Genomic DNA, 21,740 nt, shown 5'->3' on the forward strand with positions numbered 1-21,740 from the left:
CCGTCAGGCCAGGGTGTCCCACCGCCGGGTGAGGCGGTCGGCGCCCGCGTCGGTCAGCGAGCCCCACAGGCGCAGCCGGGCGATGCCGCCGTCGGGGTAGGTCTCCAGGCGTACGTGGGTGGCGGGCGGGACGTCGACCAGGAAGCGGTGGACGGTGTCGGGCTGCAGGGGGGTGCGGGGCAGGATCTCGAACCACTCGCCGTCCTCGCCGTCGCGGCCGAGCAGGGCGGCCCAGCCGGGGGCGTTGCCCTTGTAGTAGCCGGTGTCGATCTCGGCGGCGCGGACGACGCCCTGCCCGGCGAGGCGGTAGCGCGCCCAGTCGTGGCCCTTGTCGCGGCGGCGGCGGGTCTCCCAGCCGTCGCCCATGCGGCGGGACGTGCCCGGCAGGATCGGGTTGAGCGGGGAGGAGTAGAAGCGGTCGGAGACGTCCTCGGCGGTGCCGCCGTTCTCCAGCGCGACCAGGTCGAAGGTGCCGAGCGCGGTCAGCCACGCCGGGTCGGGGACGATCTCGCCGTGGACGCGGAGCCGGGCGATGCCGCCGTCGGGGAACTGCTTGAGCCGCAGGTGGGTGAAGCGGCGCTCCACGGCCACCTCGAAGCCGTTGGCGGCGTGGCCGCCGACGGCCGTGCGGGGCACGAGTTCCGTCCACCGCACGCCGTCGGCGAGGAGGTCCGCGGGCGCGGCGGCCAGGGGCGCGCAGGTGGCCTCGACGGCGATCTGCTGGGGGTGGTTGCCGCGGAAGTGGGCGGTGTCCACGACCAGGCCGCGCACGACCCCGGGGGCGGCCAGGCGGATCAGTGCCCAGTCGTGGTCGGCGTCGGCGGGGTGCGGGTCGGCGGCGTCGGTGCCGCGGCGGCGGCGGGTCTCCCAGCCGTCCATGACCTGGCCCTTGTGGCCGAAGTGCTCGGCGCGGAACTCGGGGCGTCCGGGGACGAGCAGGTTCTCCCGCTCGGCGAAGAACTCGTCGTTGGCGGCGATCACCCCGGCGCCCAGGCGCCGGTCGGCGAGGTCGACGAGGCCCGTGAAGGGCAGGTCGGCGCCGCGGTAGTCGGCGTAGGGGTCCCCTCCGGGGTACGGCTGGGCGGCGCCGGTGTACCGGGGTGTGGCGGTCACGCGTTCTCCCTTGTGATGAGGCGGCCGGAGGGGTGGGCCGGGGTGCCGTGGTCGGCGATCCGCTCGCCGCGCAGCCAGGTGCTCCGTACGACCCCCTGGAGGGTGCGGCCCGCGTAGGCGGTGACCCGGTTGCGGTGGTGCAGCGCCGACGGGTCCACGGTGAAGCTCTCGTCGGGCGCCAGGACGGCGAAGTCGGCGTCGTGGCCGGGCGCGACGGCGCCCTTGGTGGTGAGTCCGGCCAGGCGCGCCGGGCCCCGCGCCATCCAGCGGACCACGTCGGCGAGCGTGGCGCCACGCCGGCGGGCCTCGGTCCAGATCGCGGGCAGGCCGAGCTGGAGGGAGGAGATCCCGCCCCAGGCGGCGCCGAAGTCGCCGGTGTCGAGGTGCTTGAGGTCGACGGTGGAGGGCGAGTGGTCGGAGACGACGCAGTCGAGGGTGCCGTCGAGCAGGCCCTGCCACAGGGCCTCCCGGTTGCCCGCCTCGCGGATCGGCGGGCAGCACTTGAACTGGGTCGCGCCGTCCGGGACCTCCTCGGCGGTGAGCGTCAGGTAGTGCGGGCAGGTCTCGGCCGTCAGGCGTACGCCGTCGCGGCGGGCGGCGGCGATCAGGGGCAGGGCCTCGGCGGAGGACAGGTGCAGGACGTGCACCCGGCAGTCCAGGCGGCGGGCGAGGGCGATCAGCGACTCGACGGCGGCGTTCTCGGCGGCGCGGGGGCGGGAGGCGAGGAAGCCGGCGTACGCGGGCCCGGAGGGCTGCGGGGCGCCGTCGATGAGCCGGGGGTCCTCGGCGTGGACGATCAGCAGCCCGTCGAAGCGGGCGATCTCGCGCATCGCCTCCTCCAGTTCGGCCGGGGCGAGCTGCGGGAACTCCTCGACGCCGGAGGGCAGCAGAAAGCACTTGAAGCCGAAGACCCCGGCGTCGTGGAGCGGGCGCAGGTCCTTGGTGTTGCCGGGGACGGCGCCGCCCCAGAAGCCGACGTCGGTGTGGATCCGGCCGCGGGCGGTCGCGCGCTTGACCTCCAGGTGGGCGGTGGTGGTGGTCGGGGGGACGCTGTTGAGCGGCATGTCGACCAGCGTCGTGACGCCGCCGGCGGCGGCGGCCCGGGTGGCGGTCTCGAAGCCCTCCCACTCGGTGCGGCCGGGGTCGTTGACGTGCACGTGGGTGTCGACCAGGCCGGGGAGCAGGGCGTCCGCGCCGAGGTCGACCAGGCGGGCGCCGGGAGGGGGCTCGGTCCCGTACGGCAGGACGGCGGCGATCCGGCCGCCGGCGACGGCCACGTCGGCGGGGCGCTCGCCCTGCGGTGTGACCACCCGTGGTGAACGCAGCACCAGTTCGATCCCGTCAGCGGCCTCGGACACGCGTTCCCCTTCCACCGGCGTCCCACAGAAATTCAACGTTCTGTTGAAATGCATCCTCCGCTCGCGCGCGAGCCCGCGTCAACCCCTGCCCGGGCACCACGGGAGGCTCCGGCAGTACAGTTGGAGAATTCCACCCAATGGAATGCGTTTTCCACGCCCACCGGCCACCGCCGCGCCCACGACCGCCCCGAACGGCGATCGCATGCCTGGTCAGGGTCGGTAGGCTGCACCACTACACCGTCCGCCTGGGGAGGAAACGTGGCGTCAGACCGCGCCGGGGGCGTGCAGTCCCTCGAACGCGCCTTCGACCTGCTGGAGCGGATGGCCGACGCGGGCGGGGAGGTGGGCCTCAGCGAACTGTCCGCGAGCAGCGGGCTGCCCCTGCCCACGATCCACCGTCTGATGCGCACCCTGGTCGACTGCGGCTACGTGCGCCAGCAGCCCAACCGCCGCTACGCGCTGGGACCCCGGCTGATCCGCCTCGGCGAGAGCTCGGCCCGCCTCCTGGGCACCTGGGCCCGCCCCTACCTGGCGGAACTGGTCGAGGCGACCGGCGAGACCGCCAACATGGCGCTCCTGGACGGGGACGAGGTCGTCTACGTCGCCCAGGTCCCCTCGCGGCACTCGATGCGGATGTTCACCGAGGTCGGACGGCGCGTCCTGCCGCACTCCACCGGCGTCGGCAAGGCCCTGCTGGCGCACGTCCCGCCGGAGGAGGTACGTGCCCTGCTGGCCCGCACCGGGATGCCGGCGGCCACCGAGCGGACCATCGTCGACCCGGACGCCTTCCTCGCGGAACTGGAGCACATCCGCGGCCAGGGCTACGCCGTGGACGACAACGAGCAGGAGGTCGGGGTCCGCTGCCTGGCGGTCACCGTCCCCGACTCCCCCACGGCCGCCGCCATCTCCATCTCCGGACCCGCCGGACGGTTGACCGAGGCGGCCACGGAGAAGATCGTGCCGGTGCTGCACGGTGTGGCACGGCAACTGTCGTCCGCGCTGGCCAGCAACGGCGCCGCCTAAGGCGGGGCGTCACGATTCCACCCCTCGGGTCCGGTGCCGTGCGGGCGGTGACGGTGCCCGCGTTGGCCGCCCTCCTGGTGCTCGCGCCGGGGCGCCGCCGGCACCGCGTGAGGCCGCGCCGCCGGACACGGTGCCGCCGAGCGGCGGGGCCGGCGTCGCGGCCATCGGGGTCGCACCCATCGCGCTCGCGCTGCGGATGCCGCTCGCCCAGGCCCTCGCGCGCGACGTCGAGCCGACGCGGATGCGCCGGCCCGGCCGGCGCGGAACCGGTGCGAGGGCCCGCCCAGGGCGGCTCGGGGCACCTCACGGCGGTCCCACGGCGGCTTGACCTCGAGCGCACTCCAAGGCCTACGGTCCTACCGTAGCGACCACGACCCCGGACGGGGAGAACCATGCAACTGGGCCTGCACCTCACGAAATTCGACCATCCCCAGGGACCCGCCGGGCTCGCGCCCGCGCTCGCGGCGGCCGGCGAGGCCGCCGAGTCGGCCGGCGCGGGCTGGCTGTCGGTGATGGACCACTACTTCCAGATGGAGAACAACGGGGGCGCCGAGGCGGCGATGCTGGAGGCCTACACGACGCTGGGCTTCCTCGCCGCCCGCACCTCCTCCGTACGGCTGGGCGTCCTCGTCACGGGGATCACCTACCGCCATCCCGGCCTGCTGGCGAAGATCGCGACCACCCTCGACGTACTGTCGGGCGGCCGGGCGACCCTGGGCCTCGGCGCGGCCTGGTACGAGCGTGAGCACCTGGGCCTGGGCGTGCCCTTCCCGCCGCTCGCGGAGCGCTTCGAGCGGCTGGAGGAGACGCTGCGGATCTGCCTGCAGATGTGGGACCAGGACGACGACGGCCCCTTCAAGGGCACGCACTACTCACTGGCCGAGACCCGCTGCACGCCGCCCCCGGTGAGCACCCCCCGCCCCGAGATCATGATCGGGGGCGGCGGCGAGCGGAAGACGCTCCGCCTGGTCGCCCGGTACGCGGACGCCTGCAACCTCTTCGCCTCCTCGACCGCCGACGTCGCGCACAAGCTGGACGTGCTGCGCGCGCACTGCGACGAGGCCGGACGCGACTACGCGCGGATCCGCAAGACCATGCTCTTCGTCGGCGACTCCCTCCGCGCCGGCGACACCGACGCCTTCGTCGCCGAGATGGCCGGTTACGCCGAACTCGGCATCGACACGGTCATCGTGGTCCCGCCGGACGCCGAACCGGCCGGCTGGATCGACAGCCACTGCGCGCCGGCCGTCCCCCGGCTGGCCGAGCTCGGCTGACCGGCCCCGCGGGCACCCCGCGTCACTCGGGACGCGGGGTGCCGAACAGCTCGATCGCCCGCCGGACCTCGGTGAGGGCACCGGCCAGGGCGCTGACGGAGCCGAGCGCCCCGGCGATCACGAGCAGGCCGCGACGCAGCCGCAGGACGTCCGGGACGCCGGCGGTCGCGGCGGCGGCCAGCGCGGAGAGCTCGTCCTCGGCGATGTGCCGGTCCGGTAAGTTGGCGCGGTACCCGGCGAGTTCACGGCGACACCGGGCGACCGCGGCCCGCAGGGCGGTCACCCTCGGATCGAGGGTCCCCTCGTCGTCGACCGCCGCGCGGGCGGCCATGTCCTTCACCACAGATACGTCCCCCACAGGTAGGCCCCCGGTGATTCCCATGGACGGCCGGCCCCATCCGGTCCGCCGTATCGGGGAGGACAGTAAACGCGACGGAGCGCTTCCCCCGCTATACGGAGAGCGAAATCCGCCGTAACTTCCTGCCTCACGTGACGACTTGCCGACATTAACGTCCGGGGGCCGCGGTTCGGTTCCAGTCAACGAGTTCCCAGTGCCCCGCGCCGTCACGCCGCCACCGGGCCATCGAGGCGTTGACCACGCGCGCGTCACCCGGCGGCGGGGGCCCGAGCAGCCGGCGCAGCGCCAGCACCACCGCGTCGTGCGTGACGAGCAGCAGGGGCGGCCCCGGACGGGCGACGGCGTCCGCAAGGAAGTCCCCGACGCGGGCCTCGACGTCCCGCGGCGACTCCCCGCCCGGCGGGCGGTAGGCCGCCTCGCCCTCGCGCTCGCGCCGCCGCGCCTCCTCGGGGAAGCGCTCGCGGACCCCCTGCGGGGTGAGCAGTTCCAGCAGGCCCATGCCGCGGTCCCGGAGGCGTTCGTCGTAGGTGACGGGCGGGCGTTCGCGGCCCGCGGCCGTACCGGCCTCCTCGACGGCGCGCAGGGTCTGCCGGGCCCGCTCGAAGGGTGAGCAGCGCACGCGGCCGGGCGCCTCGGCGCCCGGCAGGGCCAGCAGGTCGCGGCCGAGCCGGGCCGACTGCTCCCGCCCGAGCGCGGTCAGCGCCACGTCGGCGTCCCTGACCCCGTCCAGGGACCTGCCGCGGGCGAAGGCCGCGTTCGCCTCGCTCTCGCCGTGACGTACGGCGATGATCCAGCGCGTCATGGCCGGTCCTTTCCCCCGCTCCCCGTCCACGGTATCCAGGGGGCATGGAACGCGACGCGGGCACGGGCGCCATCGCCGGGCTGCTGCTGGCGGCCGGCGGGGGCAGGCGGCTGGGCGGCTGCCCGAAAGCACTGCTGGAGTACGACGGCCGGCCGCTGGTCGAGCACGCGGCGCGGGCCCTGCGCGCCGGCGGCTGCGACCCGGTGCACATCGTGCTGGGCGCGGCCGCCGCGCAGGTGCGCCGACAGGCCGCCCTGGACGACTACGCCGTCACCGTGAACCCGCACTGGGAGCAGGGCATGGGCTCCTCGCTGCGCGCCGGCCTGGAGGCACTGGCGGGCACCGGCGCGCCGGCCGTGGTCGTGGCACTGGTGGACCAGCCCGGGATCGGCGCCGCGGCGGTGGCCCGGGTGGTGGCCGCCTACGCCTCGCCGCGCACCCTCGCCTGCGCCACGTACGGCGGCAGGCGGGGCCACCCGATCCTGCTGGGCGCGGCCCACTGGGCGGCGATCGCCGCGAGTGCGGCCGGGGACCAGGGGGCACGCTCCTACCTGAGGCGGCACGAGGAGGCGATCGCACGCGTCGAGTGCGGGGACGTCGCGGTCCCCGCCGACATCGACACCCCCGACGACCTGTGGCTGCTGGCGCACCCGCCGGAGCCCCCTGCACCGGGTGCCACAAAACGTTGAACTTCCACCATGCAAAAACTATGCTCCACCCAGCAGAAGCGCCCGTACGGTCGGCGCGCCTCGCAGCCGAAAACCGCCCCGTCCGGCACCCCGTGCCAGGGCCGGAGCGCGGTGGCCGCCCGGCTCCCCCGGCCGCACGGCACCCCTCATCGGCAAGAGGAGAGTCAGGTTCATGTCCGCACCAGGGACCGCACCGCACGCCGTCGTCGCCGACACCGCACCCCCCGTCGAGCGCGCGGAGGAGGTGCTCACCGACGCGGCGCTCGCCTTCCTCGCCGAACTGCACCACCGGTTCGCGCCCCGCCGCGCCGAACTCCTCGCCAAGCGCAAGGACCGCCGCGCCGAGATCGCCCGCACCGGCACCCTGGACTTCCTCCCGGAGACCGCCCACATCCGCGAGGGCGACTGGCGCGTCGCCGACGCCCCCGCCGCGCTCGACGACCGCCGGGTGGAGATCACCGGCCCCACCGACCGCAAGATGACCATCAACGCCCTCAACTCCGGCGCGCGGATCTGGCTCGCCGACTTCGAGGACGCCTCCGCCCCCACCTGGGAGAACGTCATCGGGGGCCAGGTCAACCTCATCGACGCCTACGAACGCCGCATCGACTTCACCTCCCCCGAGGGCAAGACCTACGCCCTGCGGGACGATACGGAACTCGCCACCGTCGTCACCCGCCCCCGCGGCTGGCACCTCGACGAGCGCCACCTGACCGTCGACGGCGAGCCCGTCCCCGGCGCCCTCGTCGACTTCGGCCTGTACTTCTTCCACAACGCACGGCGCCTGCTCGCCAAGGGCAAGGGCCCCTACTTCTACCTCCCCAAGACCGAGTCCCACCTCGAAGCCCGCCTGTGGAACGACGTGTTCGTCTTCGCCCAGGACCACCTGGGCATCGCACAGGGCACCATCCGCGCCACCGTCCTCATCGAGACGATCACCGCGGCCTTCGAGATGGACGAGATCCTCCACGAGCTGCGCGACCACGCCTCCGGCCTCAACGCGGGCCGCTGGGACTACCTGTTCTCCATCGTCAAGAACTTCCGCGACGCCGGCGAGCGCTTCGTCCTGCCCGACCGCAACGCCGTGACGATGACCGCGCCCTTCATGCGCGCCTACACCGAACTACTGGTCCGCACCTGCCACAAGCGCGGCGCCCACGCCATCGGCGGCATGGCCGCCTTCATCCCCTCCCGGCGCGACGCCGAGGTCAACGCGGTCGCCTTCGAGAAGGTCAAGGCCGACAAGGACCGCGAGGCCCACGACGGCTTCGACGGCTCCTGGGTCGCCCACCCCGACCTGGTGCCGATCGCCCGCGCCTGTTTCGACGCCGTCCTCGGCGACCGGCCGAACCAGAAGGACCGGCTGCGCGAGGACGTCCACGTCACCGCCGCCGACCTGCTGGCCGTCGACTCCCTGGAGGCGAAGCCCACCTACGAGGGACTGCGCAACGCCGTCCAGGTCGGCACCCGCTACATCGAGGCATGGCTGCGGGGCATGGGCGCCGTCGCCATCTTCAACCTCATGGAGGACGCCGCCACCGCCGAGATCTCCCGCTCCCAGATCTGGCAGTGGGTCAACGCGGGCGTCGTCTTCGCCGACAACGGCGAGAAGGCGACCGCCGACCTCGTACGCTCCCTGGCCGGCCGGGAACTCGCCGCCATCCGCGAGGACATCGGCGAACAGGCCTTCGCCGCGGGCCGCTGGCAGCAGGCCCACGACCTGCTGCTGAAGACGGCGCTCGACGAGACCTACGTCGACTTCCTCACCCTGCCCGCGTACGAACTGCTCGACTGACCCTCCCGCGCGGGACCCCGGCCGCACCCGTCGGGGCCCCGCGCGTCACCCCCGCCGCACGTGCCGGCCGTCCCGGGAAAGCACACGCACCGGGCCAGGGGGCGCTGGCATGATCGTCGGCATGCCAGCACCACGACCGCGCGCCGTGCGGCCCAGCCTGCACATCCCGGTGGACGTCGAGGCGGACGGGCCCATCCCCGGCCCGTACCCCATGCTCAGCCTCGGGGCCGCCGAGGGCAGCGAACCGGCCGCAGCGACGGCCGACTCCGGCCGCCTCGACATGACGACGCGGTACGCGGCCAAGGCCGGCGTCCCGCTGCGCGCCGTCGCCAAGGGCACGGCCGAACTCTTCCCCGACCGCATGGCCTGGAGGGGCACGCCACATGCCCTTTGACCACAACGACCACTACCACCGGCTGCTCCTGCGCAAGGTCCCGCCCGGCGCCCTCACCGCCCTGGACGTCGGATGCGGCACCGGCCGCTTCGCCCGCCGCCTGGCCGCCCGCGGACTGCGGGTCGACGCGATCGACGCCTCCCCGGAAGCCGTGGCCGCGGCCGGGACCGCGCCCGGGGTCACCTTCCGCGTCGCCGACATCACCCGCGTGGACCTCCCCACGGCCCACTACGACCTCATCACCTGCCTGGCCAGCCTGCACCACGTACCGTTCGACACGGTCACCGCGCTGCGCGCCGCGCTCGCCCCCGGCGGGACCCTGCTCGTCCTGGGCTGCTACCCCGAGCGCACCCCCGCCGACTGGGCGGTCAGCCTGGCCGCCGTCCCCGTCAACGCCGCCGCCCGGCTCGCCGTCGCCACCGCCGACCGGATCCGCGGCCACCACCCGCAACCGGTCCGGGCACCCGTACACCCACCGGGCACACCCCTGCCGCAGATCCGCACCGAAGCGGCACAACTGCTGCCGGGCAGCCGCATCCAACGCCTGCTGTTCTGGCGCTACCTGCTGGCGTACCGCGAAGGGACGGGCGGCTGAACCGTCCGGCCGGCCCGCTCAGGCCTGGCCGGTGTCGAAACGGCTGACCTTGCCGTCGTCCACGGTGAAGCGCCACTTGGTACGCATCTCGCCCCACGCGTCGTTGCGGTAGTCGGCGATCAGGGTGAGCCCCGCCGAGTCCTGGGACTGCACGTCCATGTGACCGTGGGACTCGAAGATCTCGCGGTCCGCCCACTCCTTCAGATTGCGGTCGGAGCCGTCGTCGGACATCGTCGCGTTCTCGGCGAGCGCGGCCGCGAAGGCCTCGCGGTCCCCGGCGTTCACCGCCGAGACGAAGGCGCGGACGGCCGGCTCGTTGAGGGCGTCGGTGCGGATCATCGCTGCTGCTCCCTGTGCTCACGGGTCGTGCCCCCAGCCTCGCCCGAGCGGCCGCGGCGCGCTACCCGGAGCCCGGCGGCCACCCCGCCGTTCACCCGCGGGGACCGCCATGGCTGGCCCGGCGACGGGACCACGGGGACCCTTGGACCCAGTCCGGCGACCCGAGAGCGACGGCAGGAGCACACGCGTGGCGAGTGGGGGCGAGGACCTCACCGACGAAGGACGCGACGTACTGCGGTACGTCCGGCTGCTCCCCGTCGTGCTGCTCGTCGGCGGCTTCCTGGTCGACTACCTGACCCCCGCCCAGTTCAGCGCCACCGCCTTCTACTCCGTGGCCCCCATGCTCGCGGCCCCCCTGATGTCCCTGACCGGCACCGTGCTGGTCGGGCTCGGCGCCGTCGCCGCCGACGCGGGCATCCTCAGCCACTTCGGCTACATCAGCGGCCCCGGCGGCATCAGCGAACTGCTGTCGATCAGCGCGGTCGCCGTCGTCGCCGTGTTCATCAACCGCCTGCTCCACATCCGGGACGTCCGGCTGCGCTCCGCACGCAGCGTCGCCGCCGCCGTGCAACGGGCCGTGCTGCCCGAACCACCGCGGCGCGTCGGGCCGTACCGCATCGCCGCCCGCTACGAGACCGCGGAGGCCGAGGCGGAGATCGGCGGCGACCTCTACGCCGTCCAGGAAACGCCCTACGGGCTGCGCTGCATCATGGGCGACGTGCGCGGCAAGGGCATGGCGGCCGTGGAGGCGGCCACCGTGGTGCTCGGCGCGTTCCGCATGGCCGCCGACGAGGAACCCACCCTCGCCGGGGTGGCGACACGGATGGACCGGGCGCTGTGGCGCGAGGCCGAACGCCGCGAGGGCATGGACCGCCTGGAGTGGTTCGCCACCGCCGTCCTCGCCGAGTTCCCGCCCGGCGGCACCGCACTGCGCCTGGTCAACCGCGGCCACCCGCCCCCGCTGGTCCTGCACGACGGCACCGTGCGCTACGCCGAACCCGCCGGTCACGCCCTGCCCCTGGGCATGGGCCTCGGCGACGTGACCGACGAGGCCGACACGGTCCCCTTCCCGCCCGGCTCGGCCCTGCTGATGCACACCGACGGCGTGACCGAGGCGCGCGACGCCGACGGCACCTTCTACGACCCCGTCACCCGGCTGGCCGGGGTGCCGTTCACCGGCCCCGCCGAACTGCTCGACGCCCTCCTGGACGACGTCCACGCGCACACCGGCGGCCCCCGCAGCGACGACATGGCGCTCCTGGCGGTCTGCCGGGACTGAACCGCCCGGCTCCATGGCCTGGGGCGCCCGCGGCGCGCGGTGTTCTCGACCCTCGCATTACTTTTCTCCACCCGTCTGTCAGCGTCGGCCCCTACCCTGCTGCCGTGAACGCGCCCGCCCTCCGCCAGCTCCGCGCCGTCCTGGAACGTGCCCTGGCCGACCCGCACATCGCCACGTCCCGTTCCCGGGAGGAACGGCTGAGAAAGGCCACCGCCGTGCTGGAACGGGCGGCCGCCGACGTACCGTCGCAGGCGCTGCGCAGCCTCGACGACCTGTTCGACGACGCAGTCCTCGGCCACCCCGGCCGGCCGGAGACCGTGCTCGGCCGCATCGCGGCAGGCCTGTACCGCACCCGGGCCGGGCAGGTCGGCAGGGAGCTCACCCCGGCGAGCCAGCGCGACATCATGGACGGCATCGCCGACCTCAACCGGGCGGCCGGGCGCCCCCCGTTCGGGTGGCAGGCCCGCGGGATGCGCCCGTGGTCCAAGCACACCAAGGAGCCCCTGGACTTCACCGGGCACATCGTGCTGCGCCGGGCGCTGAGCACCCCCGTGGAGCCGCGCCGCGAGCCGTACCGGCTGCGGCTGCTGGCGGCGCTGGAGGTGTTGTGGGCGACGGCGGTGCCCCGCGAGGGCCTGGTGGCCGCCGACGTCACCGACCTGTCCGGGCAGGAGTCCCGCATCCGGCTCACCGTGAACCTGCCCGGCCGGACCGCCGCGACCCGGCAGGAGTTCACGCTTCCCCGGTCGGCCCGGGCCGCGCTGCGGCTCTGGCTGCCGGTGCGCCGGGAGGTCGTCGCCCTGCACCTGGACGCCGGACCCGACCACCCCGCCAACCAGGCCCTGTTCGTCACCCTGCGGCACACCGTGGCCGAGCCGGCCTCGGGCGCCGCCCGGATGGTGCCGCCCGGCATCCGCATCACCGGGAACGGTCTGGAGACCGACTACAGCAAGTGGGCCCGCAGGCTCAACGGCGACCACGCCGGGCAGAAGGGCTGGCCGGTGCCGACGGACCTCTACACCGTCGCCCGCGGCGGCGCCGTCCGGCGCGAGGCCCAGGGCCGCTCCCAGGGCCGCGGCCCCGCGGCCCGCTAGACCGGGCACAAGCGGCCCGGGCGCAGGCGGCCGGGGCAACGCCGAACGCCGGGCCCCGCCCGGGCAGGGCGGGGCCCGGCACCGGCCGGGGGGCCGTCCCTCCCCCGGCCGGGGTCAGCGCAGGACCGCGGCGGTCATCCCGCCAGGCCCGCGATCCGCGCGAGCCGCCGGGCCTCGTCACGGGTGGCGCGCGCGATGGCCTGCTCGTCGGCGGTGACGAGCCGGCCGTCCTCCACCACCGGCCGGCCGTTCACCAGGGAGAGGGTGACGGGGGCCGCCGCTCCGAGGACCAGCGCGGTGACCGGGTCGGCGATCGAGGAGTGGGCGAGGGTGTCCATCCGCCACAGGACGAGGTCGGCGAGCTTGCCCGGCTCCAGGGAACCGATCTCCGCGGCCCGGCCGAGTACCTGGGCGCCGCCGTACGTGCCCAGCCGCAGTGCCTGACGGGCGGTCAGTGCGGCCTCGCGGTGGGCGCCGAGGCGGTTGATGAGCAGCGCGTTGCGCAGCTCGGTGTGCAGCTCGCCCGATTCGTTGGACGCGGTGCCGTCCACGCCGAGGCCGACCGGGACGCCGGCGGCGAGCATGTCGGGGACGCGGGCGATGCCGGCGGCCAGGCGTGCGTTGGAGGAGGGGCAGTGGGCGACACCGGTCCGCGTGCGGGCGAAGGCGGCGATGTCCGAGTCGCCCATGTGGACGCAGTGCGCCATCCACACGTCCTCGCCGAGCCAGCCGGTGGACTCGAAGTAGTCCGTCGGCCCCATGCCGAACAGCTCCTTGCAGAACTGCTCCTCCTCCACCGTCTCGCTGCCGTGGGTGTGCAGCCGCACGCCCTTGCGCCGGGCGAGTCCGGCGCCCTGGCGCAGCAGTTCGGTGGAGACCGAGAACGGCGAGCACGGCGCGACGGCGATCTGCGTCATGGCGTCGGGGGAGGCGTCGTGGTGCCGGTCGATCGTCTCCTCGGTGGCGACGAGCGCCTCGTCGAGGCTCTCGACGGCGAAGTCCGGGGGCAGGCCGCCGTCGGACTCGCCGCGGTCCATCGAGCCGCGGGCGAGGGTGAAGCGCACGCCCATGTCCGAGGCGGCCCGGATGATGGAGCCGGACAGGTCGCCGGTGCCGCGCGGGAAGACGTAGTGGTGGTCCATGGCGGTGGTGACCCCGCCGCGGGCCATCATCGCCAGGGAGCCCTGGGCGGCCGCGTGGGTCATCCGCTCGTCGATGCGGGCCCAGACGGGGTAGAGGGCGACGAGCCAGTCGAAGAGGTTGTGGTCGGTGGCCAGGCCCCGGGTGAGCCACTGGTAGAAGTGGTGGTGGGTGTTGACCAGGCCGGGGGTGAGCAGGTGACCGGTGCCGTCCACCCTCCGTACGACGCCGTCGAGTGCGGCGGGGGCGGGGCCCGCGCCGACGGACTCGATGCGGTTGCCGGCGACGACGACGTGGCCGGCCGGGTGTTCCGTGCCGTGCGCGTCGACGGTGGCGACGGCGCAGTTCTCGATGACGATGCGCTCTGCTGCGGCGGTCATGGCGGGGCCTCTCAGTCCGTCACCGGGATGCGGGGCTCGGTGCCGGCGCGCAGGACCGTGCCCTCGATGAGGCCGTAGGGGCGGTCGGCCGCGAAGTACACCGCGCTGTCGGGGGTGTCGTTCTTCAGGCCGAACGGCTCGAGGTCGACGAGGAAGTGGTGCTTGTTGGGGAGCGAGAGCCGCACCTCGTCGATCTCGGGGCGGTGCTCGACGACCCGGTCGCCCATCGCGTACAGCGTCTGCTGCAGGGAGAGCGAGTAGGTGCCTGCGAAGGCGTCGAGGAGGTGGCGGCGGACCTCGGCCCAGGACTCCTCCCAGGGCGGGGCGGGGTCCTCGTCGCGGGTCCAGCCGAACCGCCAGCGGGCGCTGACCTCGGTGGCGAGGACGCGGTCACGGGTCTCCGGCAGCGTGGTGTAGCGGTCCTTGACGAAGCCCCAGAACTCGGAGTCGGTGGTGTTCATGACCACGAGGTCCTTCAGTCCGGAGACGACCTGCCACCGCCCGCCGTCGAAGGTGACCTCGGTGGTGCGGGTCTCCCGGCCGCCGCGGACGAAGGAGTGCTCCTGCGTGATCCGCTCCCAGGCGTACTCCTCGATGCGGATCCTGGCCCGCTCGATGGACCCCTGGCTCGTGACGAAGTGCCGGGCGAGATGGATGCCGAACTGCTCGGGGGAGTCGATGCCGTACTGCTTGGCGAAGGCGAAGACGGTGTTCTTGGTGGTGTCGGTGGGCAGTACGGCGGCGTTGCTGCCGGAGTAGTGGACGTCGTCCATGGCGCCGGAGAGGGCGACCGAGACGTTGAGGTCCCTGACGTGGTGGGTCCCGCCGTCGCGGGTGACGCGGACGACGCGGGTCTCCGCCTTGCCGTACTGGTTCTGGCCGAGTCGGGTGGGCGACATGTCGGTGCTAGCTCCCTCGGTATACGGAGTAGCCGAACGGGTTGAGCAGCAGCGGTACGTGGTAGTGCTCGCCCGGCTCGACGGCGAAGACGATCGCCACCTCCGGGAAGAAGGCTCCGCTGTCCCTGGTGCGGGGGGCGTCCTGCTGGTCCTCGGCTCGACTGCGGTGGGCGGTGCTCTCACGGGAGAGGTAGGGCTCGGTGGCGAACTCCAGCCGTACGTGGCTCGTGCCCTCCGGCGGGTCGGGCAGGTCCTTGCAGCGGCCGTCGGCGTCGGTCGCCGAGGCCCCGTGCGGCACCCAGGGGGCCCCGCTCCCGGTGCGCACCGACAGGGCGACGGCGACGCCCCGTGCGGGGCGGCCGGCGCTGGTGTCCAGGACGTGCGTGGAGACGGAGGTCATGAGGGGTCCTCTGCGGCGGTCTCGACGAGCCGGGTGAGCCTGATGCGGTTGATCTTCCCCAGTTCGGTGCGGACGATCTCGCGTTCGGTGCCGGTGTCGTTGCCGGTGCGCTCCTTGAGCGCGGCCAGCATCTGCTCCCCGGTCCTGCCGGTGGCGCAGATGAGGAAGACGTGGCCGTGCCGCTCCTGGTAGGCGAGGTTCAGTGCGAGCAGTTCCTCGCGTTCGGAGTCCCGCACCCCGCCCTGTTCGCGGGCGGAGACCGGGTCGCCGGGCCGGGGGCGGCCGATCGGCGGGTGTCCCGCCATCGCCTCGGCCAGGTCGCCGGCGGTGAGGCCGGCCGTCGCGGTGTCGGAGGCGGCGAGCAGCGCGTCGAGGGTGTCGTACGGGCGGGCCGCCATGACGGCGGCACCCCAGGAGCGGCTCGCGCAGACCTCGTGCAGCAGCGCGACCGCCTCCGGTCCGCCGGCGGCGTTGAGCCGGGCCAGGCCCGGGGATGGGCTGGAAGTCACAACGGCACGCTAGGAGCCCTCACCACGCGACGTCAACAGTTTGTTGAAAAATGGCGCCGATGACGCCCGGACGGACGCCTCGGGACGGCTAGCGGCCTTCCTTCGCCGCGTTCTCCCTGTTGAGGTAGTTGTAGACGGTGAAGCGGCTCACGCCGAGCGCCGACGCGACCGTCTCCACCCCGTGCCGCACCGAGAAGGCGCCGCGCTCCTCCAGAATGCGGACGACCGTCTGCTTCTCCTTGCGCCCGAGCTCGGACAGCGCCTTGCCGTGCCGGCGCTCGAGGTCGGCCAGGATGTGGTCGAGCGAGTCCGCGAGGTGCGGCAGCCGTACGGCGACCACCTGCGCGCCCTCCCAGCTGAGCACGACGTCGTCACCGCGCGCCTCGCCCGGGGGCACCAGTTCGGCGCCCATGGCGTCGGCGAGCGGCTTGATCGCCGCGCTGAGCGGATGCTCGACCGGCCCGGTCACCGGTCCGCCTCCCCCACGACGTTGACCTGCAGCGACACCCGGGTCGCGCCGGCCTCCAGGGTGCGCCGCAGCAGATCGCCGACCACGGCGACCACCTGCTCGGTGCCGCCCTCGGCCGAGTTGCCGAAGGGCCCGACGTCGACGGCGTCCAGCCCGGCCGCCTCCAGGACCTCACGCCCCACCACGGCGTGCCGCGGGGGCTCGTCCAGGTCGAACGGCTCGGTGGTGAATTCGAGTTTCAGGCGCACGTCCACAACCTAGCTGGTCAGGGGCTTTCCGGGACATCCCCCTTGACAGCCGCCCGTCGGCTCGTGGAGTCTTCCGTTAAGTAGAAACTACTTTCCGCAATACGGAAGGGCGCATGTGATGGGCTTCGACTCCACGCGCTTCGATGTGAACCTCTCGATCCTCTTCACCGAACTCCCGCTCCTGGAGCGCCCCGCGGCGGCCGCCGCGGCCGGCTTCTCCGCGGTCGAGCTGTGGTGGCCGTGGACCCGGATGCCGACCCCTCCGCAGGCCGAACTCGACGCGCTGCGCGGCGCGCTGGAGGGGGCCGGCACCCAGTTGGTGGGGCTGAACTTCTACGCGGGCGAACTGCCCGGCCCCGACCGCGGCGCCCTGTCCGTACCGGGCGAGGAGTCCGCGCGCTTCCGCGCCAACATCGACGTCGCCGCCGACTTCGCCCGCTCGGTGGGCTGCACGGCGCTCAACGCGCTGTACGGCAACCGGGTGGACGGCGTGAGTCCCGATGCGCAGGACGAACTCGCCCTGGAGAACCTGGTGCGGGCCGCGCACGCGGCCGACCGGGTCGGCGCGGTGTTGCTGGTCGAGGCCCTCAACAAGCCCGAGTCGCCGCGCTATCCGCTGGTGAGCGCGGCCGCCGCGGTCGAGGTGGTCGACAAGGTCAACGCCGAGACCGGCCTGGGCAACGCAAGGTTCCTGCTGGACCTGTACCACCTGTCGATGAACGGCGAGGACCTGCCCGCCGTCATCGACGCCTACGCGGACCGCACCGGCCACGTCCAGATCGCCGACGACCCCGGCCGCGGCGCGCCCGGCACGGGTTCCCTGCCGCTGTCCGCCCTCCTGGACCGGCTGCGCGACCGGGGCTACGACGGCTGGGTGGGGCTGGAGTACAAGCCGGGCGCGCAGGGCAGCGCCGCCTCCTTCGACTGGCTCGCCGACGCCGACAAGTAATCCGGAGAGGACATCATGACCACCACACTTCCCGCGGTCGCGTGGATCGGCCTCGGCATCATGGGCTCCCCGATGTCGGAGAACCTCATCAAGGCCGGGTACTCCGTCACCGGCCACACCCTGGAGCAGGACAAGCTCGACCGCCTGGCCGCGGCCGGCGGCACGCCCGCCGCCTCGGTCGCGGAAGCCGTGAAGGACGCCGACGTGGTCGTCACCATGGTCCCCGCCTCCCCCCAGGTGGAGGCCGTCGCCTACGGCGAGGACGGCATCCTGGCGAACGCCCGGCCGGGCGCGCTCCTGATCGACATGTCGTCGATCACCCCGCAGACCTCCGTCGACCTGGCGAAGGCCGCGGCCGAAAGGCACATCCGGGTCCTGGACGCCCCCGTCTCCGGAGGCGAGGCGGGAGCCGTCGAGGCGGTGCTGTCGATCATGGTCGGCGGGGCGCGGGCCGACTTCGACGAGGCGCGGCCCCTTTTCGACGCCCTCGGCAAGACCGTCGTCCTGTGCGGTCCGCACGGCGCCGGCCAGACCGTGAAGGCGGCCAACCAGCTGATCGTCGCAGTCAATATCCAGGCGTGCGCGGAGGCCGTGGTCTTCCTGGAGAAGTCCGGCGTCGACCTCACCGCGGCCCTGGAGGTGCTGGGCGGCGGCCTGGCCGGATCCACGGTGCTGACCCGCAAGAAGCGCAACTTCCTCGACCGCGCGTACGCCCCGGGCTTCCGCATCGACCTGCACCACAAGGACATGGGCATCGTCACCGACGCCGCCCGGAACGTCGGCGCCGCACTGCCCGTCGGCTCGGTCGTGGCGAACCTCGTCGCCTCACTGCGGGCCCAGGGCGACGGCGGCCTGGACCACTCCGCCCTGCTGCGCGGCGTGGAGCGCCTTTCCGGTCTCCCGGTCACCGGCTGACCCCCGACTTCCGGGCGGCGGCGCCCTGACCTGTCCTGTCGCGCCCGATGGGGCGCCGCCGCCCGGAACCACGAACGTCCGCGCCGCCGAGAACTTCTGAGGGGTAGGTCGAGGCGGCGCGGACCGGTCCCCGCCCGGGGACCCGTTCCGCGGCCGGGCCGGACGCGGAGCGGGTCCCCGGGCGGCTGCGTGCACCGGCGCGACCGGGACGGCAAGACGGGTGCGCGACGGGCTCCCCTTGCGGGACCATGGACGGCAGGACCGTCCCGGCGAGCACCCTGCGCCGCCGCACCGCCCAGGAGTCGCGAACCATGGCAGAGAGCGTGCCCGTGCGCTGTCCGGCCTGCCGCCGGGAGCACGCCTACACCGCACCCACCTTCCCCTGCGCCTGCGGCACACCGCTGGCCCTGCCGATCCTGCGCGGCGGCATCCCGCTGCAGATCCGCCACCGGTCCTGGGACGACTCCTGGGTGGCCATGCGCTGCCCGGACTGCGGCCGCGACGAGCAGTGGCCGCAGCCCGAACTCGGCTGCGACTGCGGGGCGGTGGTCCGGCTGCCGGTGGACACCCGGGCCCTGCGGATGCCCGAGCGGCGCCCCGTCCCGCCGGTGCGGCAGGCCGGCCCCGGGCCCGTGGCGCCCGCGCCGCGGCCGCCGTTCCGGCCGGTGACCATCCGTACCGCGCGGGACGCGGTCGCCGCCGCCGCGCAGTACCTGAAGTGGCTCGGCTTCGCGGGCGTACGCTCCGCGGAGGACCGCTCGGCCAACGGCATCGACCTGCGCGGTGAGGGTGTCGTGGCCCAGGTCGACCCGACGACGCGGCCGACACCGCTGCGGGAGGTGGAGACCCTCTGGCTCAACTGCCTCAACGAGGACTCCACCGGCGCCTTCTTCTCCCTGGCGGGCTACGCCCATGACGCGCGGCTGCGCGCGGACCGGCTGGGGGTGCCGCTCTTCGTCATGGACCTCACCGGCACGCCGCAGCCGGTCAACGACGCCGCCGACGTCCTGATCAGGACGGGCCCGCACGCCACGCCCTGAGCCGGGACGAGCTCAGCCCCGCCCTTCACCGTCCGTGGTCACTCGGGTCGCGCGACCGCCGCTCCCGGGGGAGTATCGAGAGGTTCCCCCTCCGTACGGCAACCCCAGGACTACGTCAAGGACGCAGCGATGTCTACGGCCCTTCTGAAGCGCAAGCTCGACAAATCCTTCCGCCGTCTGGACACGGACGGCAACGGATATGCCGAGCGCGCCGACTTCCAGGACGTCGGCGCGCGGCTGATCCACGGCTTCGGCATGTCCCCCACCTCGCCCAAGGGAAAGGCGGTGGCGGTACGGCTCGACGCCGTCTGGGCGGAGCTGGCGGCGTACGCCGACAGAGACCGCGACGGCCGGCTGTCCTCCGCGGAGTACCACCACGGCATGACCAAGGCCTTCATCGAGGGACCGGCCTTCGACCCGGTCTTCCACCCGGCGGCCGAGGCCGTCGCCCATCTGTGCGACACCGACGGCGACGGCCACGTCGTGCGCGGGGAGTTCGAGGTCCTGCAGCGGGCCTTCAACACGCCCGTCACGGACATCGCCGCCGCCTTCAACCGCATCGACACCGACGGCGACGGGTGTGTGAGCACGGCCGAGCTGGTGGCGGCCATCCGCGCCTACTACATCGGCACCGACCCCGAGGCCCCCGGCAACTGGCTGTTCGGGCCGCTCTAGCGAACCGCCGGGGCCCTCCCCGGGGCGGTCGTGGAGCCCGGCCGCCGCGCCCGGGAGGTCAGGGCGGGGCGGCCGGTGGCGCGGTCGGGCCCGGGCTCAGGTGCCCGTGAGCGGGATGATCTCGGTGGGCGCGTGGCCGGGTTCGGTGGCCAGCTCCTCGAACTCCACGACGTTGCCGATGTCGTTGGTGACGCTCATGGCGATGTTGGTGACCCGTTCCAGGATCGCCTCGACGACGACCGGCACCCGGTACTCGGCCGCGAGCTTCTTGGCCTGCTCGAAGGCCGCGCCTAGCCCGGCCGGGTCGGTGACCCGGATCGCCTTGCAGCCCAGGCCCTCGGCGACCTTGACGTGGTCGACGCCGTAGACGCCCAGCTCGGGCGAGTTGACGTTCTCGAACTCCAGGTTGACCTGGAAGTCGATGTCGAACGCCCGCTGCGCCTGGCGGATCAGGCCCAGGTAGGAGTTGTTCACCAGGACGTGGACGTACGGGATCCGGTGCTGCGCGCCGACCGCGAGCTCCTCGATCATGAACTGGAAGTCGTAGTCGCCCGAGAGGGCCACCACCAGCGTCCCCGGGTCGGCCTTCGCCACGCCCAGGGCGGCCGGCACGGTCCAGCCGAGGGGGCCGGCCTGGCCGCAGTTGATCCAGTGGCGCGGCCGGTAGACGTGCAGCATCTGCGCGCCCGCGATCTGGGAGAGGCCGATCGTGGTGACGTAGCGGGTGTCGGGGCCGAAGGCGCGGTTCATCTCCTCGTACACGCGCTGGGGCTTGATGGGGATGTCGTCGAAGTGCGTACGGCGGTGCAGGGTCGCCTTGCGCTCCCGGGCCGAGGCGGCCCAGGCGCTGCGGTCGGGCAGTTCGCCGGCGGCCTTGAGTTCGGCGGCCACGTCGACGAAGAGCCGCAGCGCGGCGCCGGCGTCGGAGGCGATCCCGTAGTCGGGGGCGAAGATCTTGCCGATCTGGGTGGGTTCGATGTCGACGTGCACGAAGGTGCGGCCCTCGGTGTAGACGTCGATCCGGCCGGTGTGGCGGTTGGCCCAGCGGTTGCCGATGCCCAGGACGAAGTCGGACTCCAGGAAGGTCGCGTTGCCGTAGCGGTGCGAGGTCTGCAGGCCGACCATGCCCGCGTTGAGGTCGTGGTCGTCCGGGATGGCTCCCCAGCCCATCAGGGTCGGCACCACCGGGGTGCCGGTCAGTTCGGCGAACTCCACCAGCAGACCGGCCGCGTCGGCGTTGATCACCCCGCCGCCCGCGACGATCAGCGGCCGCTCGGCGGCGGTCATCATGGCCAGCGCCTTCTCGATCTGACGGCGGGTGGCGGCCGGCTTCCAGACCGGCAGCGGCTCGTACGTCTCGGGGTCGAACTCGATCTCGGTGAGCTGGACGTCGACCGGCAGGTCGATCAGGACCGGGCCGGGACGCCCGGAGCGCATCAGGTGGAAGGCCTTCTGGAAGACGCCGGGGACCTGGGCCGCCTCCAGGACGGTGGTGGCCGCCTTGGTCACGGGCGCGGCGATGGCCGCGATGTCCACGGCCTGGAAGTCCTCCTTGTGGATCACCGCGGTGGGCGCCTGCCCGGTGATGCAGAGGATCGGGATCGAGTCGCCGGTCGCGGAGTAGAGGCCGGTGATCATGTCGGTGCCGGCGGGCCCCGACGTGCCGATGCACACGCCGATGTTGCCGGGGGCGGTGCGTGTGTAGCCCTCCGCCATGTGCGAGGCGCCCTCCACGTGCCGGGCCAGCGTGTGCTGGATGCCACCGGAGGCCTTGAGGGCGGCGTAGAAGGGGTTGATCGCGGCGCCGGGCACGCCGAACGCGGTGTCCACGCCCTCGCGCTTGAGGATCTCCACTGCCGCTCGGGCGGCGGTCATTCGAGGCATTCGGTCACTCCTGCGTCGTCCTGCGGTCCAGGTTGTCGCGCCCGGTGCTCCATATTCCGCATTACGGAAGTTGTCTTTTATTATGCGGAACTACTGTGAACATAGGGCGCCCCCGGCGC

The 21,740-nt window shown here is 73.6% G+C and carries 24 protein-coding genes; 12 read left to right on the forward strand and 12 right to left on the reverse strand.

Going from position 1 to position 21,740, the window contains the following annotated elements:
- Nucleotides 1-3 precede the first annotated feature (3 nt).
- Together alc and allB are read right to left on the reverse strand one after the other, a co-directional pair.
- Entirely contained in the window at nt 4-1,113 is a 1,110-nt protein-coding gene (gene alc / locus PV410_RS00985; RefSeq protein ID WP_500321653.1) for an allantoicase, read from the reverse strand.
- Nucleotides 1,110-2,471: an allantoinase AllB gene (gene allB / locus PV410_RS00990; protein ID WP_500321654.1), complete on the reverse strand. Its 1,362-nt coding sequence runs from the start codon at nt 2,469-2,471 to the stop codon at nt 1,110-1,112. Before allB ends, alc begins: the two co-directional genes overlap by 4 nt.
- A gap of 258 nt (nt 2,472-2,729) precedes the next feature.
- Here allB and PV410_RS00995 point away from each other — a divergent pair, with 258 nt between their 5' ends.
- Complete coding sequence (locus tag PV410_RS00995; protein WP_500321655.1) at nt 2,730-3,494, forward strand: IclR family transcriptional regulator; 765 nt, start codon at nt 2,730-2,732, stop codon at nt 3,492-3,494.
- Nucleotides 3,495-3,886: 392 nt separating this feature from the next.
- The gene (locus PV410_RS01000) at nt 3,887-4,768 is read left to right on the forward strand and encodes an LLM class F420-dependent oxidoreductase (RefSeq protein ID WP_500321656.1); all 882 of its coding nucleotides are present in this window, start codon (nt 3,887-3,889) and stop codon (nt 4,766-4,768) included.
- A 22-nt stretch (nt 4,769-4,790) separates the two neighbouring features.
- Here the strand turns inward: PV410_RS01000 and PV410_RS01005 are convergent, their stop codons facing one another.
- Both PV410_RS01005 and PV410_RS01010 read right to left on the reverse strand, forming a co-directional pair.
- Nucleotides 4,791-5,099 (reverse strand): DUF5955 family protein, encoded by a 309-nt coding sequence (locus PV410_RS01005; protein ID WP_500321657.1) that lies wholly within the window; start codon nt 5,097-5,099, stop codon nt 4,791-4,793.
- A 175-nt stretch (nt 5,100-5,274) separates the two neighbouring features.
- The gene (locus PV410_RS01010) at nt 5,275-5,928 is read right to left on the reverse strand and encodes a histidine phosphatase family protein (RefSeq protein WP_500321658.1); all 654 of its coding nucleotides are present in this window, start codon (nt 5,926-5,928) and stop codon (nt 5,275-5,277) included.
- 44 nt (nt 5,929-5,972) lie between these two features.
- On the opposite strand from PV410_RS01010, the gene PV410_RS01015 reads away from it, so the two are divergent.
- The 4 genes from PV410_RS01015 (at nt 5,973) to PV410_RS01030 (ending at nt 9,401) form a co-directional block, all read left to right on the forward strand.
- Nucleotides 5,973-6,617, forward strand: coding sequence for a nucleotidyltransferase family protein (locus tag PV410_RS01015; RefSeq protein ID WP_500321659.1), 645 nt, complete (start codon nt 5,973-5,975; stop codon nt 6,615-6,617).
- A gap of 172 nt (nt 6,618-6,789) precedes the next feature.
- Complete coding sequence (aceB, locus tag PV410_RS01020) at nt 6,790-8,412, forward strand: malate synthase A (protein WP_500321660.1); 1,623 nt, start codon at nt 6,790-6,792, stop codon at nt 8,410-8,412.
- 121 nt (nt 8,413-8,533) lie between these two features.
- Nucleotides 8,534-8,806 carry a hypothetical protein gene (locus tag PV410_RS01025; protein WP_500321661.1) on the forward strand — a complete coding sequence of 91 codons (273 nt, stop codon included), beginning with the start codon at nt 8,534-8,536 and terminating at the stop codon, nt 8,804-8,806.
- A complete protein-coding gene (locus tag PV410_RS01030) occupies nt 8,796-9,401 on the forward strand; it encodes a class I SAM-dependent methyltransferase (RefSeq protein ID WP_500321662.1) in 606 nt (201 codons plus the stop codon). Before PV410_RS01025 ends, PV410_RS01030 begins: the two co-directional genes overlap by 11 nt.
- A gap of 18 nt (nt 9,402-9,419) precedes the next feature.
- On the opposite strand, the gene PV410_RS01035 is transcribed toward PV410_RS01030, so the two are convergent.
- Nucleotides 9,420-9,740 carry a nuclear transport factor 2 family protein gene (locus tag PV410_RS01035; RefSeq protein WP_500321663.1) on the reverse strand — a complete coding sequence of 107 codons (321 nt, stop codon included), beginning with the start codon at nt 9,738-9,740 and terminating at the stop codon, nt 9,420-9,422.
- Between the two features lie 187 nt (nt 9,741-9,927).
- Here PV410_RS01035 and PV410_RS01040 point away from each other — a divergent pair, with 187 nt between their 5' ends.
- Both PV410_RS01040 and PV410_RS01045 read left to right on the forward strand, forming a co-directional pair.
- Complete coding sequence (locus PV410_RS01040) at nt 9,928-11,019, forward strand: PP2C family protein-serine/threonine phosphatase (RefSeq protein ID WP_500321664.1); 1,092 nt, start codon at nt 9,928-9,930, stop codon at nt 11,017-11,019.
- A gap of 104 nt (nt 11,020-11,123) precedes the next feature.
- Complete coding sequence (locus tag PV410_RS01045) at nt 11,124-12,113, forward strand: hypothetical protein (protein WP_500321665.1); 990 nt, start codon at nt 11,124-11,126, stop codon at nt 12,111-12,113.
- Between the two features lie 134 nt (nt 12,114-12,247).
- Here PV410_RS01045 and PV410_RS01050 read toward each other — a convergent pair whose 3' ends face one another.
- The 6 genes from PV410_RS01050 to PV410_RS01075 all read right to left on the reverse strand — a co-directional run bounded on the left by PV410_RS01050 (nt 12,248) and on the right by PV410_RS01075 (nt 16,158).
- Entirely contained in the window at nt 12,248-13,633 is a 1,386-nt protein-coding gene (locus tag PV410_RS01050; RefSeq protein WP_500321666.1) for an 8-oxoguanine deaminase, read from the reverse strand.
- A gap of 11 nt (nt 13,634-13,644) precedes the next feature.
- Nucleotides 13,645-14,532: a factor-independent urate hydroxylase gene (gene pucL, locus PV410_RS01055; protein WP_500321667.1), complete on the reverse strand. Its 888-nt coding sequence runs from the start codon at nt 14,530-14,532 to the stop codon at nt 13,645-13,647.
- 7 nt (nt 14,533-14,539) lie between these two features.
- Nucleotides 14,540-14,932: a hydroxyisourate hydrolase gene (gene uraH, locus PV410_RS01060; RefSeq protein ID WP_500321668.1), complete on the reverse strand. Its 393-nt coding sequence runs from the start codon at nt 14,930-14,932 to the stop codon at nt 14,540-14,542.
- On the reverse strand, nt 14,929-15,441 hold the full coding sequence (uraD, locus tag PV410_RS01065) for a 2-oxo-4-hydroxy-4-carboxy-5-ureidoimidazoline decarboxylase (protein ID WP_500321669.1): 513 nt from the start codon (nt 15,439-15,441) through the stop codon (nt 14,929-14,931). The genes uraH and uraD overlap by 4 nt, the downstream gene beginning before the upstream one ends.
- Nucleotides 15,442-15,529: 88 nt before the next feature.
- A complete protein-coding gene (locus PV410_RS01070) occupies nt 15,530-15,910 on the reverse strand; it encodes a helix-turn-helix domain-containing protein (RefSeq protein WP_500321670.1) in 381 nt (126 codons plus the stop codon).
- Complete coding sequence (locus PV410_RS01075) at nt 15,907-16,158, reverse strand: YkoF family thiamine-binding protein (protein WP_499514719.1); 252 nt, start codon at nt 16,156-16,158, stop codon at nt 15,907-15,909. The genes PV410_RS01070 and PV410_RS01075 overlap by 4 nt, the downstream gene beginning before the upstream one ends.
- A gap of 118 nt (nt 16,159-16,276) precedes the next feature.
- Here PV410_RS01075 and PV410_RS01080 point away from each other — a divergent pair, with 118 nt between their 5' ends.
- From PV410_RS01080 to PV410_RS01095, 4 genes are all read left to right on the forward strand, one after another.
- Nucleotides 16,277-17,107 (forward strand): TIM barrel protein, encoded by an 831-nt coding sequence (locus tag PV410_RS01080; protein ID WP_500321671.1) that lies wholly within the window; start codon nt 16,277-16,279, stop codon nt 17,105-17,107.
- A gap of 15 nt (nt 17,108-17,122) precedes the next feature.
- Nucleotides 17,123-18,022, forward strand: a complete 900-nt coding sequence (locus PV410_RS01085; protein ID WP_500321672.1) for a 2-hydroxy-3-oxopropionate reductase — start codon at nt 17,123-17,125, stop codon at nt 18,020-18,022.
- Between the two features lie 311 nt (nt 18,023-18,333).
- Nucleotides 18,334-19,062, forward strand: a complete 729-nt coding sequence (locus PV410_RS01090; RefSeq protein WP_500321673.1) for a hypothetical protein — start codon at nt 18,334-18,336, stop codon at nt 19,060-19,062.
- A gap of 129 nt (nt 19,063-19,191) precedes the next feature.
- Nucleotides 19,192-19,737: an EF-hand domain-containing protein gene (locus PV410_RS01095; RefSeq protein WP_499514715.1), complete on the forward strand. Its 546-nt coding sequence runs from the start codon at nt 19,192-19,194 to the stop codon at nt 19,735-19,737.
- 96 nt (nt 19,738-19,833) lie between these two features.
- On the opposite strand, the gene gcl is transcribed toward PV410_RS01095, so the two are convergent.
- Nucleotides 19,834-21,621 (reverse strand): glyoxylate carboligase, encoded by a 1,788-nt coding sequence (gene gcl, locus PV410_RS01100; protein WP_500321674.1) that lies wholly within the window; start codon nt 21,619-21,621, stop codon nt 19,834-19,836.
- Nucleotides 21,622-21,740: the final 119 nt, after the last annotated feature.

The sequence above is a fragment of the Streptomyces sp. PA03-5A genome (genome assembly GCF_033792725.1).
Taxonomy (GTDB): Bacteria; Actinomycetota; Actinomycetes; order Streptomycetales; family Streptomycetaceae; genus Actinacidiphila.

Coding starts and splice junctions, on each gene's coding strand:
- PV410_RS01005 (WP_500321657.1), bottom strand. CDS start 5,099: ATGGCCGCCCGCGCGGCGGTCGACGACGAGGGGACCCTCGATCCGAGG.
- PV410_RS01030 (WP_500321662.1), top strand. CDS start 8,796: ATGCCCTTTGACCACAACGACCACTACCACCGGCTGCTCCTGCGCAAG.
- pucL (WP_500321667.1), bottom strand. CDS start 14,532: ATGTCGCCCACCCGACTCGGCCAGAACCAGTACGGCAAGGCGGAGACC.
- PV410_RS01035 (WP_500321663.1), bottom strand. CDS start 9,740: ATGATCCGCACCGACGCCCTCAACGAGCCGGCCGTCCGCGCCTTCGTC.
- PV410_RS01080 (WP_500321671.1), top strand. CDS start 16,277: ATGGGCTTCGACTCCACGCGCTTCGATGTGAACCTCTCGATCCTCTTC.
- gcl (WP_500321674.1), bottom strand. CDS start 21,621: ATGCCTCGAATGACCGCCGCCCGAGCGGCAGTGGAGATCCTCAAGCGC.
- PV410_RS01095 (WP_499514715.1), top strand. CDS start 19,192: ATGTCTACGGCCCTTCTGAAGCGCAAGCTCGACAAATCCTTCCGCCGT.
- aceB (WP_500321660.1), top strand. CDS start 6,790: ATGTCCGCACCAGGGACCGCACCGCACGCCGTCGTCGCCGACACCGCA.
- PV410_RS01000 (WP_500321656.1), top strand. CDS start 3,887: ATGCAACTGGGCCTGCACCTCACGAAATTCGACCATCCCCAGGGACCC.
- PV410_RS01085 (WP_500321672.1), top strand. CDS start 17,123: ATGACCACCACACTTCCCGCGGTCGCGTGGATCGGCCTCGGCATCATG.
- PV410_RS01090 (WP_500321673.1), top strand. CDS start 18,334: ATGGCAGAGAGCGTGCCCGTGCGCTGTCCGGCCTGCCGCCGGGAGCAC.
- uraH (WP_500321668.1), bottom strand. CDS start 14,932: ATGACCTCCGTCTCCACGCACGTCCTGGACACCAGCGCCGGCCGCCCC.
- PV410_RS01010 (WP_500321658.1), bottom strand. CDS start 5,928: ATGACGCGCTGGATCATCGCCGTACGTCACGGCGAGAGCGAGGCGAAC.
- PV410_RS01050 (WP_500321666.1), bottom strand. CDS start 13,633: ATGACCGCCGCAGCAGAGCGCATCGTCATCGAGAACTGCGCCGTCGCC.
- PV410_RS01025 (WP_500321661.1), top strand. CDS start 8,534: ATGCCAGCACCACGACCGCGCGCCGTGCGGCCCAGCCTGCACATCCCG.
- PV410_RS01015 (WP_500321659.1), top strand. CDS start 5,973: ATGGAACGCGACGCGGGCACGGGCGCCATCGCCGGGCTGCTGCTGGCG.